At 73.2% G+C, this 12,808-nt stretch carries 11 protein-coding genes; 8 read left to right on the forward strand and 3 right to left on the reverse strand.

Translation table 11 applies throughout. The annotated features are described in order from the left end of the window. Positions 1-377: 377 nt before the first annotated feature. A complete protein-coding gene (locus ACSMXX_RS29575) occupies positions 378-2,501 on the forward strand; it encodes a glycoside hydrolase family 3 N-terminal domain-containing protein (protein ID WP_473185028.1) in 2,124 nt (707 codons plus the stop codon). A 107-nt stretch (positions 2,502-2,608) separates the two neighbouring features. Here the strand turns inward: ACSMXX_RS29575 and ACSMXX_RS29580 are convergent, their stop codons facing one another. After that, a complete protein-coding gene (locus ACSMXX_RS29580) occupies positions 2,609-4,003 on the reverse strand; it encodes an MFS transporter (protein ID WP_473181718.1) in 1,395 nt (464 codons plus the stop codon). Between the two features lie 17 nt (positions 4,004-4,020). Here ACSMXX_RS29580 and ACSMXX_RS29585 point away from each other — a divergent pair, with 17 nt between their 5' ends. The 6 genes from ACSMXX_RS29585 (at position 4,021) to ACSMXX_RS29610 (ending at position 10,267) form a co-directional block, all read left to right on the forward strand. Then, positions 4,021-5,253, forward strand: a complete 1,233-nt coding sequence (locus ACSMXX_RS29585; RefSeq protein ID WP_473181719.1) for an ROK family protein — start codon at positions 4,021-4,023, stop codon at positions 5,251-5,253. Beyond that, entirely contained in the window at positions 5,250-5,921 is a 672-nt protein-coding gene (locus ACSMXX_RS29590) for a GNAT family N-acetyltransferase (protein ID WP_473181720.1), read from the forward strand. The genes ACSMXX_RS29585 and ACSMXX_RS29590 overlap by 4 nt, the downstream gene beginning before the upstream one ends. Further along, complete coding sequence (locus ACSMXX_RS29595; protein WP_473185029.1) at positions 5,921-6,301, forward strand: PPOX class F420-dependent oxidoreductase; 381 nt, start codon at positions 5,921-5,923, stop codon at positions 6,299-6,301. The genes ACSMXX_RS29590 and ACSMXX_RS29595 overlap by 1 nt, the downstream gene beginning before the upstream one ends. A gap of 203 nt (positions 6,302-6,504) precedes the next feature. After that, positions 6,505-6,834, forward strand: a complete 330-nt coding sequence (locus tag ACSMXX_RS29600) for an SHOCT domain-containing protein (RefSeq protein WP_473181721.1) — start codon at positions 6,505-6,507, stop codon at positions 6,832-6,834. Then, a complete protein-coding gene (locus ACSMXX_RS29605; RefSeq protein ID WP_473181722.1) occupies positions 6,831-7,574 on the forward strand; it encodes an ABC transporter ATP-binding protein in 744 nt (247 codons plus the stop codon). Before ACSMXX_RS29600 ends, ACSMXX_RS29605 begins: the two co-directional genes overlap by 4 nt. Positions 7,575-7,708: 134 nt before the next feature. Beyond that, entirely contained in the window at positions 7,709-10,267 is a 2,559-nt protein-coding gene (locus ACSMXX_RS29610) for an ABC transporter permease (RefSeq protein ID WP_473185030.1), read from the forward strand. Positions 10,268-10,384: 117 nt separating this feature from the next. On the opposite strand, the gene ACSMXX_RS29615 is transcribed toward ACSMXX_RS29610, so the two are convergent. Both ACSMXX_RS29615 and ACSMXX_RS29620 read right to left on the reverse strand, forming a co-directional pair. Next, the gene (locus ACSMXX_RS29615; protein ID WP_473181723.1) at positions 10,385-11,011 is read right to left on the reverse strand and encodes an ATP-binding protein; all 627 of its coding nucleotides are present in this window, start codon (positions 11,009-11,011) and stop codon (positions 10,385-10,387) included. Between the two features lie 170 nt (positions 11,012-11,181). Next, positions 11,182-11,493, reverse strand: a complete 312-nt coding sequence (locus tag ACSMXX_RS29620) for a hypothetical protein (RefSeq protein ID WP_473181724.1) — start codon at positions 11,491-11,493, stop codon at positions 11,182-11,184. A gap of 107 nt (positions 11,494-11,600) precedes the next feature. On the opposite strand from ACSMXX_RS29620, the gene ACSMXX_RS29625 reads away from it, so the two are divergent. Further along, a complete protein-coding gene (locus ACSMXX_RS29625; RefSeq protein ID WP_473181725.1) occupies positions 11,601-12,803 on the forward strand; it encodes a PLP-dependent cysteine synthase family protein in 1,203 nt (400 codons plus the stop codon). Positions 12,804-12,808: the final 5 nt, after the last annotated feature.

A 12,808-nucleotide genomic window follows, 5' to 3' on the forward strand; every position in this document is an offset into this window, starting at 1 on the left:
GGCGGGGCAAGGCAGTCATGTATGCGCTTCCAAAAATTCGCGCCGCTTTCCTTTTCGTCCCTTGACCGCCTCTGCGGCGGCGGATTGACTGCACTCCGGCAAGATCCAAGTGACCCAGGTCGGCACGCACTTCGAAGGAGACCCGAGTGGCCGGAAACCTCAGCCGTCGCAGCGTGTTCAGGGCTTCCGCAGGGGCGGCCGTCGTCGCTTCGTCCGCGTCGCTCCCGGCGCTCGCGGCCACTCCCGCCGCTGCCGCTCCGGCCGGGGAGACCGCTGCGGACGCCGAGTCCACACGTGCCGCGCGCCGCTCAACCGCCGTCGCCCGCGAGCGCGTCGACGCCAGAACGGAGCGCCGGGTGCGGAAGCTGCTGGCACGCATGACCGTCGAGGAGAAGTTCGGCCAGCTGCAGCAGCTGACCTGGAACCCCGACACGGGTCCGGGCGAAGGCCAGAACGACAAGGCGCGAGAGGCCGCGGCCGAAGGGCGGCTGGGCTCCGTTCTCAACATCACAGGCGCCAAGGAGTGCAACGACCTCCAGCGGCTGGCCGTCGAGGAGTCGCGGCTCGGTATCCCCCTCGTCTTCGGACTCGACGTCATCCACGGCTTCCTGACGACCTTTCCCGTACCGCTCGCACAAGGCGCCTCCTTCGACCCCGCCGTGGTCGCCACGGACGCCGAAGTCAGCGCGCGGGAGGCGGCGTCGTGGGGCGTGCACTGGACGTTCGCGCCGATGGCCGACGTCACCCGTGAGCCGCGCTGGGGGCGGATCGCCGAGGGCAGCGGCGAAGACCCGTATCTGACGGCGGAGTTGACGGCGGCGAAGGTACGCGGTTACCAGGGCGAGGACTACTCGGAGAAGGGCCGCCTCGCCGCCTGCGCCAAGCACTTCGTGGGGTACGGCTTCCCCGAGGGAGGCCGCGACTACAACACCGTGGACATCTCAGAGAGGCGGCTGCGCGACCTCGCGCTGCCACCGTTCAAGGCGGCCGTCGACGCGGGAGTGGCGACACTGATGGCCGCCTTCAACACCGTCAACGGCGTTCCGGCGCACGCCAACCGGCACACCCTCACCGGCATCCTCCACGAGGAGTTCGGCTTCGACGGCTTCGTCGTCGGCGACTACAACGGCGTGCAGGAGCTGATTCCGCACGGCGTCGCCGCCGACGACGCCGACGCGGCGGCGCTCGCCCTGGGCGCCGGCGTCGACATGGAGATGGTCAGCACCACCTACGCCGACAACGGCAAAGAGCTTCTGGAGTCCGGCCGGATCGAGCGGCAGCGGCTGGACGACGCCGTCACGCGCATCCTCCGTATCAAGGCGCGCCTCGGCCTGTTCGAGAACCCGTACACCGACGAGGACGGCGAGATCGGCAAGCCGACCAGGTCCGCCCGCCGTCACGCCAGGGAGACCGCCGCCCGCTGCGCGGTGCTGCTCAAGAACGACGAACAGACCCTGCCCTTCGGCCAGGACACCTCCTCGCTCGCCGTCGTCGGACCGCTGGGCGACGACACCCAGGAGCTCCACGGCACCTGGGCCGGGCCCGGCGCGCGGAAGTTCCCCGCCGTCTCCGTACTGGAGGGCGTGAAGAAGGCCGTTCCGGACGCGAAGGTGACCTTCGCCCGCGGATGTGACGTCACGGGCGACGAGACCGGTGGTTTCAAGGAGGCCGAGGCGGCCGTACGGGCATCGGACGCCGCCGTCGTGGTGGTGGGCGAGAAGGCGAGCCACAGCGGCGAGGCCGCCTCCCGCAGCGACATCACACTCCCCGGCGTCCAGGAGGAACTGATCCGCCGGGTCGCGCAGACCGGCAAGCCCTTCGCCGTCGTGGTCCTCGCGGGCCGGCCGTTGGTGCTCTCCGGCATCGTGGAGCAAGCACCGGCGGTCCTGGAGGGCTGGCACCCCGGACTGGAGGGCGGCAACGCCGTCGCGGACGTGCTCTTCGGAAAGGTCAACCCGGGCGGCAAGCTGCCGACGACCTTCCCGCGGGCTGTGGGGCAGCTCGCCCAGTACTACGCGCACGAGAACACCGGCCGTCCCTATGACGCGGACAACAAGTACACCTCCAAGTACCTCGACCTGGCGCACGGGCCGCTCTTCCCCTTCGGGCACGGGCTCAGCTACACCACGTTCGGCTACTCGCGGCTCGAGTTGAGCGAGAAGAGCGTGAGCGCACAGGCCGTACGGGACGGCGGCGCGAAGGTCAGGGTCACGGTGCGGGTGAAGAACACCGGCCGCCGCGCGGGGGACGAGGTCGTGCAGCTCTACATCCGCGACAAGGCCGCAAGCATCGCGCAGCCCGTGCGGAGGCTGCGCGGCTTCGAACGGGTCACGCTCGAAGCAGGCGGGAGCCGCACGGTCGCCTTCGAACTCGGCGCCGACGACCTCGGCTTCCACAGCAACGACCCGCGGGGCGAACTCCTCGTGGAGGCGGGCGAGTTCGGGATCTACGCGGGCGGCAGCTCGGAGGCGGAGCTGAGCACGACGCTCACGCTCACCTGAGCCTCCGGCGGTACCGCGCGCGAACGTGCGGCGCTCAGCCTCCTCCGGCCGTGCGCCGCGCCCGGAGTCCTCCGGCGGCATCGGGCCCCGGGCGTCTCCGTCCGCTCCTAGGTCTGCTCCGGCGTCCGCTCCGGCATCCGCTCCGGCGCCCCTTCGGCACCGGTATCCCTGGCGGCATGGGCGTCTCCGGCGTCGAGCGCCCCGCGTACGGCCCGGGTCACGGCGGCGGCGACGGCCGCGAGCAGCGCGACGGTGGTCAGCGCCGCCGTCAGCGAGAACCACTCGGCGAGGAAGCCGATGGCGACGGGCCCGACCAGCATCCCGCCGTACCCGAGGGTCGAGGCGGCGGCGACACCGCCCGGCCCCGCGAGCGCGCCCGCGCGGGCGACGGCGACTGGGAACAGATTGGCCAGGCCCAGCCCGGTGATCACGAAGCCGGCCAGTACGAGCCAGACCTGCGGGGCCAGCGCCCCCAGCAGCATGCCCGTACCCGCGGTGAGGCCGCCCGCCGTCAACAGGCGGCTCTGGCCGAGACGTTCGAGCAGCCACGTCCCGCACAGCCGGCCCGCCGTCATGGCGAGTGCGAAGACGGAGTAGCCGGCCGCGGCGATACCGGGACCGGCGTGCAGATCCTCGGCGAGGTGCAGAGCGCTCCAGTCCGCCAGCGCACCCTCCCCGTACGCGGTGCACAGCGCGATCAGACCCAGGGCGAGGACGAGCCGGCGCGTGCGGCCAGTCATGCCGCGGGACTCGCCGCTCCCGCTGCCGGTGCCCTCTCCCCGGGTGGTCTCCCCGAGGGTGCCCTCCCCGCGCGTGCCTTCCGCGGCAGGCCCGGAAGGCGGTGGGCCGGCGGCCGGTGCGCGGTGTGCGAGCAGCACCCGTCCGGCGAGAGCAGTGAGGACCAGCCCGGTCACGGTGAGGATCAGCAGATGACGGGCCGGCGTCAGCTGTCCCGCCACCAGGCCGCCCACGCCCGCCCCGGTCATCCCGCCCAGGCTGAACGCGGCGTGGAACGAGGGCATGACGGGGCGGCGCAGTGCCGCGATCAGGTCGACGGCCGCGGCGTTCATCGCCACGTTCAGACCGCCGTAGGCTGCACCGAACACGAGCAGGACGAGACCGAGGGACAGGGCGGAGTGGGTCAGCGGCGGCAGCGCGGCACTGAGCGAGAGCAGTGCTGCCGCGGCGACGGTGACGGGGTGGTTGCCGAAGCGGCGGCACAGCCGCCCCGTCAGCATCATCGTGATCACGCCGCCCGCGGACACGCCGAGCAGCGCCAGCCCGAGGGCGCTGGGCGAGGCCCCCGTCTGTTCCTTGATCGCCGGGATGCGCACGACCCAGCCGGCGAAGACGAAGCCGTCGAGTGCGAAGAAGACCGTTGTCGCGGTACGGAGACGGCGCAGGACGGACGGCGGGGAATCCTCGCGGCGGACTGCCTCGCGGCAGCTGCCGAGCCCCATTGCTCCGGCAAGCGCCGACCGTATTTTGTTCAGTGTCGGCACAAAGCGAGAATAGAGGGGTGACCCCGACGCGTACAAGCAAATTGGAGCGAGGCCGCAGCGCCCTCGGCCCCGCCCTGGAACTCGTCCACACGGGCAGAGCGCCCACCCGTGCCGCTCTCACCGCCGAACTCGGCGTGACACGGGCGACCGCGGGCGCCGTCGCCGCCGAGCTGGAGTCGCTCGGCCTGATCACGGTCGACTCACGGCCGGGCGCCGCCTCGGGAACGCAGGGCCGCCCCTCGCACCGGCTCGCGGTGAATCCGCGGGGCCCCGTCGTCCTCGCCGCGCAGGTGCACGCCGACGGATTCCGCGCGGCGCTCGTCGGCCTCGGCGGCCGGATCGTCGCCACCGCGCCCGGCTGCGGAACGGTCTCGGCCGACCCGGCGCAGATCCTCGGCGAGGTCGTGGCGGCGGGCGCCGGCCTGCTGGAGAGCAGCGGACGCCGCTGCGTCGGAGCCGGCCTCGCCGTGCCCTCCGCGGTCGCCGAACCCGAGGGCACCGCGATCAACCCCCTGCACCTCGCCTGGGAGGTGGGCGCCCCCGTACGGGACATCTTCACCCGCGCCCTCGCCGAGGCCCGCATCAGCGGCCTCTCCGGGGACGCGACCGCTACCGGCTGCGCGGCCAACGACATCAACCTCGCGGCCCTCGCCGAGCACCGGCACGGCGCCGGCCGCGGTGCGGAGCATCTCCTCGTCGTGGGGACGGGGCACCGGGGCGTCGGCGGCGCCCTCGTGCTCGACGGGCGGCTGCACACGGGCAGTTCGGGCCTGGCCCTGGAGGTCGGGCACCTCACCGTCGACCCCGGCGGACGGCCCTGCCACTGCGGCAGCCGCGGCTGTCTCGACGTCGAGACCGACCCGCTGGCCTTCGTGGAGGCCGCCGGGCGCGAACCCGGCCCGGAGGTGTCGCTGCTGGAACGCTCCCAGGAGCTGATCAGCACCGAGTACGGCAGCGACCCGGCCGTACGGACGGCGGTCGAGACCCTCATCGACCGGCTGGGACTGGGCCTCGCAGGGCTCGTCAACATCCTCAACCCCGACCGCATCATCCTCGGAGGTCTGCACCGCACCCTGCTGGAGACGGACGGCGAACGGCTGCGTTCTGTGATCGCCGACAGCAGCCTGTGGGGGAGGAGCGGCAGCGTGCCCGTGCTGCCCAGCTCACTGGCGCACAACAGCCTCGTCGGCGCCGCCGAACTGGCGTGGCAGCCCGTCCTCGACGACCCTCTGGGGGCGCTGACAGGATGACGACGGTGCACATCAGGGCCGGTGCCGAGAGAGATCTGAGGCGCCTTCAGGACGTCGAACGCGCGGCGGGCGGCGTCTTCCGCGAACTCGGAATGGACCGGATCGCCGACGACGCACCGCCGCCGCTGCCCGTACTGCGCCGCTACGCGCACCAGGGCGGGCTGTGGGTGGCGGTGGACCCAGCCGGCGGCACGGGGGACGGCGGCACACAGGACGGCGACGCCGGGGACGGCGACGGCGCTGCGGACGGCACCCGCGGAGCCCGCGGCACCCGCGGTACGGACGGGACGAGCGACCTGCCAGTGGCGTATGTACTGGCCGAACCCGTGGACGGCAACATCCACATCGAGCAGATCTCCGTCCACCCCGGCAGCGCGCACCGCCGCATCGGGCGGGCGCTGATCGGCCACGTCGCCAGGCAGGCGGAAGCCGCCGGCGTCCCCGCCCTGACCCTGTGCACCTTCGCCGAGGTGCCGTGGAACGCCCCGTACTACGAGCGCTGCGGCTTCCGCGTACTGACCGACGGCGAACTGACGCCCGGCCTGCGCAGGATCCGGGCCGAGGAGGCGCACGCTGGCCTGGACCGCTGGCCCCGGGTGTGCATGCGCCGCGAACTCGGCGCCGGCGGGGGCCGACCCGGCGCCGGTGGCCGTAGCCTCGGCACGTGATGACATCTCAGATCGCCGGAAGCCGCTACGTCAGCCTCACGACCTTCAAGCGGGACGGCACCGCCGTCGCCACGCCCGTGTGGGCCGTCGGGGACGGCGGTGAACTGCTCGTCTGGACCCGCGACGACAGCGGCAAGGTCAAGCGCGTGCGCAACGGCGCGCGCGTCACCGTCACCCCGTGCGACGCGCGCGGCCATACGCCCGAGGGCGCAGAGCCGGTCGAGGGCACCGCGAGGCTGATGACCGAGGACGGCGGCCTGGACCGGGTGCGCAAGGCGATGGCCCGCAAATACGGCTGGCAGTTCCGCCTCACCGATTCCGGCGGGGCCCTGCTCAGGCGCGGCAGGCGCCCGCACATCGGGATCGCCGTCACACTCTGACACCGGGGCGCCTCCGGCGCCGCGCCCCGCAATCGAGGGCCTGGCCCCGCACCCGCCGGGAGCAGCGGCCCGCCGGCGGATACTCCCGGGGAGGCAGGCGAGGAGCCGCCGGCCGTACGACGACCGCGGCCCCCTCTCCGGGCGAGGCTCGGAAGCGAAGGAACAGAACGCAGAACCCCTTCGCGACCGAGGAGTTGACCGGCATGTTCGAACTCGCGCACTGGCACGACGGAGCGGGCCCCGGCCCGTGGATCCTGCTCTTCCCCCTGATCTGGGCGGCGGTGATCGCCGGCGTGATCGTCCTGCTGCGCCGCACCGCATGGCGCGGCCGCCGCGGCCCGTGGAACGGGCCTTGGAACGGGCCCTGGCAGGGGCGCGGCCCCGCGGCGGCGGGCGGCCCGCGACCGGAGAACTCGCCCGTCGACCTGCTGGGACGGCGCTTCGCCGAGGGCGACATCGACGAGGACGAGTACTGGCGGCGGCTGTCCGTCCTCCAGGAGGGCGGCCGGCCGTACGAGGACGGTCCGGCATGAGTGATCTCGCCGCACGCGTCACCGGCGCGGTGAAGATCTACGGCGGCGGTGAGACCGAGGTGCGGGCGCTGGACGGCGTCTCCGTCGGCTTCACCGCCGGCCGCTTCACCGCCATCATGGGGCCCTCCGGCTCCGGCAAGTCCACCCTGATGCACTGCGCCGCGGGGCTGGACACCCTCACCTCGGGGACGGCCCACATCGGTGACACCGAGCTGGGCCCGCTGACCGACAAGCAGCTGACGCTGCTGCGCCGCGAGCGCGTCGGCTTCGTCTTCCAGTCCTTCAACCTGGTGCCGACGCTGACCGTCGCGGAGAACATCAGCCTGCCGCGCGACCTCGCGGGCAGACGGCCGGACACCGAGTGGACCGACGCGCTCGTCGACACCGTCGGCCTGCGCGACAGGCTTCACCACCGGCCCGCTGAACTCTCCGGCGGGCAGCAGCAACGCGTCGCCGTGGCACGCGCGTTCGCGGGCGAGCCCGATGTCGTCTTCGCCGACGAGCCCACCGGCAATCTCGACTCCCGCTCCGGCGAGGAGGTGCTGGGGCTCCTCGGCGACGCGGTGCGGCAGATGCGCCGTACGGTCGTGATGGTCACCCACGACCCGGTGGCCGCTGCCCACGCCGACGAGGTGGTCTTCCTCGCCGACGGGCGGCTCGTGGACCGGATGACGTCACCGACCGCCGAGGGCGTCCTGGACCGGCTCAAGGCCTTCGACGCCGCGGGGGTGCCGGCATGAGCACCGTCACCGGTCCGGGCCGCACCAGCGGCGGCCGGGACCGCACCGGTCGCGACGCCGTCCCGGGCGGCGGCACGGGCCCTGGCGGGACACGCTTCGGCGGTGGCCGGGGCCCGGTCCGTACGCGCGGCGGTGTGCGCGCCGCGCTCCGGCTCAGCCTCGCGTCCCTGCGCACCCACAGGCGCCGCTTCGCAGGCACGTTCGGTGCCGTGCTGCTCGGTGTCTCCTTCGTCGCCGGGACCCTCGTCATGGGGGACACCCTGCGCGCCGGCTTCGACACCATGTTCGGCAACGCCGCCGCGGGCACCGACGCGGTCGTACGCAGCGACAGCGTCATCACCACCTCGGGCGACGCACAGGGCACGCGGCAGCCCCTCGACACCCGCGTCCTCACCCGCATCGCGGAGGTGCCGGGCGTCGCGGCGGCCGAGCCGTCCGTCGAGGGCATGGGCCAGATCGTGGGTTCCGACGGCGAACCCGTCGGCGGCCAGGGCCCGCCCACTCTCGCCGGCAACTGGATCGCGGACCCCGAGCTGAACCCGTACTCGCTCGCGGACGGACGGGCACCCCGCCGCTCCGGTGAGGCCGTGCTCAACAAGGGCGCCGCCGAACGCGGCGGCCTGAGCATCGGCGACACCACGACGCTGCGCACGCCCGGGCCGGTCCGCATCAGGATCGTGGGCCTGGCCTCCTTCGGCGGCGAGGACGGCATGGGCCAGGTGACCTTCGCGGGGCTGACGCTCGCCGACGCCCAGAAGCATCTGATGCCCGAGCCGGACCGCGCCGCGGCAATCCAGGTACGGGCAGCGGAGGGAACGGGCCAGGAAGAGCTGGTGACCGCGCTGAAGCCGGTCCTGCCGAAGGGCGTCGAGGCCGTCGCCGGGCAGCAGGTCGCCGAGGAGGACCAGGAGATGATCTCCGGTCAGTTCCTGACGCTCTTCACGTCGCTGCTGCTGGTCTTCTCCGGCATCGCCCTGCTCGTCGCCGTCTTCTCCATCCACAACACCTTCGCGATCGTCGTCGCCCAACGCACCCGCGAGAACGCCCTGTTGCGCGCGCTGGGCGCCTCACGTGGGCAGGTGCTCGGCGCCACGCTCACCGAGGCCGCCGTCGTCGGGCTCGTCGCCTCGGCGGCCGGTCTCGCCGGAGGCGTCGGCGTCGCCGCAGGGCTGCAGGCCCTCTTCCCTGCCGTCGGCTTCCCCTTCCCGGACGGCGCTCTCGTCGTCAGCTCGCTCTCGCTCGCGCTTCCGCTGGGCATCGGCGTGCTCGTCTGCCTCGCCTCGGCGCTCTCGCCGGCCGTACGGGCCTCGCGTACGGCGCCGCTCGCGGCCCTGCGCGAGACGTCCGCCGAGAATCCGCATGTGGCGCGCGGCCGCACCGCCGCGGGTGCGGCTCTCGCCGTGGCCGGCGCCGCGGCGACCGCGTGGGGCGCCGCGGGCAGCAGCCGTTCTCTCTGGCTTACGGGGAGCGGTGCGGTCGTGCTGCTCGCCGCGTTCCTCGTACTCGGCCCGGCCGCGGCTGCGGCGTCCGTACGGGTGCTGGGGCGGCCCGTGGCCCGGCTGCGCGGCGTGACGGGGGCGCTCGCCCAGCGGAACGCCCTGCGCAGTCCCAAGCGCACCGCCGCCACGGCGACCGCGCTGATGACGGGGGTCGCGGTGGTCTCGCTGTTCACCGTCTTCGCGTCCTCGCTCAAGACGACGATGGACGACACCGTCTCCCGCTCCTTCGCCGGCGATGTCGCAGTGAGCGCCCCTGCGTTCGGCGCCGGCGGCAGCGGACTGAGCCCGCCGCTCGCCCCCGCCGTCGAACGGCTGCCCGAGGTGTCCACGGCACTCGGCCTGGGCAAGGGTGTGGCGCGCGTCGAAGGCGCCGGCAAGGAACTGACCGTCACGGACCCTGGGCGCCTGCAGGACGTCCTGGAGGTCACCGGGGTCCGCGGCTCGCTGGATTCCCTCGGCCGGGACGGACTGGCGGTCTCCGCGGACGAGGCGGACAAGCACGGCTGGAACCCCGGCTCCACCGCCGTGCTGAACTTCACCGACGGCGACCGGCAGCGCTTCACCGTCGAGGCCGTGTACGACCGGAACGAACTCGCGGGCGACTACGTGATCGCCCGCCAGGCCTGGGCGCCGCACCGGACCCAGGACTCCGACGCGCTGCTCGCGGTCACCTTGAGGGACGGCGTCGCGCCTGCGGACGGCAAGGCGGCGGTGACCGGGGCGGTACGTGCGTACGGCAGTCCGGAGGTGCAGACACGTCAGGAGTACGCGGAGAGCTCCGCGGGCGGCATCGACATGATGCTCACCCTCGTCTACGCCCTCCTGGCGCTGGCCGTCCTCATCGCGCTGCTGGGCATCGCCAACACCCTGACCCTCGCGCTGCACGAACGCACCCGCGAACTGGGACTGCTGCGCTCGGTCGGCCAGACCCGTCCCCAGCTGCGGGCCATGGTGCGCTGGGAGTCGCTGCTCGTGGCGGCGTTCGGCACGCTGGGCGGGCTGCTGCTGGGCGGCTTCCTCGGCTGGGCGCTGGTGCGGGCCGCCGACACCGCGGGGACCAGCACCTTCGACGTGGCTCCGCTGCGGCTGGCCGTGGTGGCGCTCGTCGGGCTTGCTGCCGGGCTCGTCGCGGGGCTGCGGCCCGCGCGCAGGGCGGCGCGGCTGAACGTGCTGCGGGCCGTGGCCACGGAATGACCGCGGAGGGCGTGGCCGGGACCACCGGAACCGTCGGAACCGCCGGACGGGCCCGGGACCGTACGGGCGTGCGGAGGCGGCCGACCACTGCCGGGGGCGTCCGGTGCCGGCCGTGGCTCAGGGATGCGGACGTGCCGGCGCTGCCGGGTCCCCGGCCGCCTGGCCGGCGGCTCCCGGCCCGGACGGCACCCCGCCGCCCGAACCGTGCCCCATCCCCTGGCCCATCCCGTTGCTCACGCCGCCGCCCGCGCCCGCCGCGGCGGCGAAGGCGGGCAGCGAGGACTCGTCGGGCAGTGCCGACGGGACGGCCGCGGCACGCTGTGGCGGTGTGCCCAGCGTGACGGGCAGCGTGAACCAGACGACTTTCCCCGACCCGTCGTTCTGGGCGCGCATCCCCCAGCTGGCGCTGACGGCAGCGATGAGGGCCAGGCCCCGGCCGTTGGTCGCGGACGGCTCGGCCGTCCGCACCCGCGGCAGCCGCGGATCGTGGTCCCGTACGGACACCGTGAGGTGGTCCTTGCGGAAGACGATCTCGACGGTGCAGTGCTTGTCGGAGCCGGTGTGCCGGTGGACGTTGGTGAGCAGCTCGGTGACACCGAGCGCGGCCGCGTCGATGAGCGGCTCAAGCCGCCAGTAGCGCAGCTGTGCGGTGACGATCCGGCGCACCTGCCCGATCCGCGAGGGCAGCGCCTGGAACTCGACCGCGCAGTGGGTGCGCGACCTCCCGGTGGCACGGGCGGTCACGGCAGCGGCTCCCTGGAGACGGTCGTCAGGGAGCGAACAGCGACATTCGAGGCATATGTGATGAAAGACACACGCTCAGGATGAGACCGTGCTCCGTCTCCCGCAACGCGAGCCGGGTGCGCTGCCTCCGCCCGGCCCCTCGGCCGCGGCGGGCGCCCGGCGATGCGGCTTCAGGTCCCGAGAATCCCGCGGTCCGCGGCTGCCTTGGCGCGCGCCGTACGCACCGCGTTCAGCAGGCCGGCGCGGCGGCCGAGGCCGAACTGCAGCACGTAACGGGTGCCGCTCACGGTCGCCAGGGCGCTGTCCGGCAGGCCGTAGCCGCTGATGCGGACCTTGTCCAGGGGAGCGCTGTCGATCTCGCTCCCGTAGCTGGTCATCAGCACCAACTGCCCGTCCCGGACAAGGACATGACCCGCACGTGTGAGTGAGCGCAGCATCCGCCGTATCCGGACCCCGCCCGCGTCGTACTCCGGCTCCGACACGATCGCCTCCCACCTTCTCCTCGCGGCCCCGGTCCCCCCGGGTGGCCGGCCCCATACCCTCTGTGCAGTGTGCACGCAAGCCGCGGGCTCCACCAGAGGGCCCTTCTATGATCGGCCATGTGAGCACCACCGAACCGCCCCCCGCATCCGCCTCCGCCCCCGGCCCGGGGTCCGCCCAGCCCGCGATCAGCGACGGGGTCGGGGCGTCCGCCGCCGCCACCCTCGATGTCGACCGCAGCGACGCGGAGTACCGCGACTGGCTCAAGGACGCGGTCCGCAAGGTGCAGGCGGACAGCAACCGCAGCGCGGACACGCATCTGCTGTCCTTCCCCCTCCCCGAGCAGTGGGGCATCGACCTGTACCTCAAGGACGAGTCGACGCACCCCACCGGCAGCCTCAAGCACCGCCTCGCGCGGTCCCTGTTCCTCTACGGGCTGTGCAACGGCTGGATCCGCCCCGGCCGACCGGTGATCGAGGCGTCCTCGGGGTCGACCGCGGTGAGCGAGGCCTACTTCGCAAAGCTGATCGGCGTGCCGTTCATCGCGGTGATGCCGCGCACGACCAGCCGCGAGAAGACCCGACTCATCGAGTTCCACGGCGGCCGGTGTCACCTCGTGGACGACCCGCGCACCGTGTACGAGGTCTCGGCCGCCCTCGCGGCGGACTCCGGCGGCCATTACATGGACCAGTTCACCTACGCCGAGCGGGCAACCGACTGGCGCGGCAACAACAACATCGCCGAATCCGTGTACGAGCAGATGAAGCGTGAACGCTTCCCGGAGCCCGCCTGGATCGTGGCCACCGCGGGCACCGGCGGCACCTCCGCGACCATCGCCCGCTACGTGCGCTACATGCAGTACGACACCCGTGTGTGCGTACCGGACCCCGAGAACTCGTGCTTCTTCGACGGCTGGGTCCGGGGCGACAACGAGGCGTCCAGCGAGGGCAGTTCACGTATCGAAGGCATCGGACGCCCCCGCATGGAGCCGAGTTTCCTGCCGTCCGCCGTGGACCGGATGATGAAGGTCCCCGATGCCGCGGCCATCGCCGCACTGCGCGCGCTGGAACGCGTCATGGGGCTGCGCGCCGGCGGTTCCACGGGGACGGGGCTGTGGAGCGCCCTGAAGATCGTCTCCGAGATGGCCGCCCAGGGACGTACGGGCAGTGTGGTCACGCTGATCTGCGATCCGGGCGACCGCTACCTCGACAAGTACTACTCCGACGACTGGCTCGCGGCGCAGGGCCTGGACATCGCCCCGTACAGCCAGACCGTCGACACCTTCCTCGCGGCGGGGGACTGGGCCGGCTGAACGGC

It is taken from the genome of Streptomyces sp. DSM 116795 (assembly GCF_055792905.1).

Bases quoted from the DNA above. Each gene is read 5' to 3' on its own strand.
- ACSMXX_RS29575 (WP_473185028.1), top strand. From the start codon at position 378: ATGACCGTCGAGGAGAAGTTCGGCCAGCTGCAGCAGCTGACCTGGAAC.
- ACSMXX_RS29590 (WP_473181720.1), top strand. From the start codon at position 5,250: ATGACGACGGTGCACATCAGGGCCGGTGCCGAGAGAGATCTGAGGCGC.
- ACSMXX_RS29595 (WP_473185029.1), top strand. From the start codon at position 5,921: ATGACATCTCAGATCGCCGGAAGCCGCTACGTCAGCCTCACGACCTTC.
- ACSMXX_RS29600 (WP_473181721.1), top strand. From the start codon at position 6,505: ATGTTCGAACTCGCGCACTGGCACGACGGAGCGGGCCCCGGCCCGTGG.
- ACSMXX_RS29605 (WP_473181722.1), top strand. From the start codon at position 6,831: ATGAGTGATCTCGCCGCACGCGTCACCGGCGCGGTGAAGATCTACGGC.
- ACSMXX_RS29625 (WP_473181725.1), top strand. From the start codon at position 11,601: ATGATCGGCCATGTGAGCACCACCGAACCGCCCCCCGCATCCGCCTCC.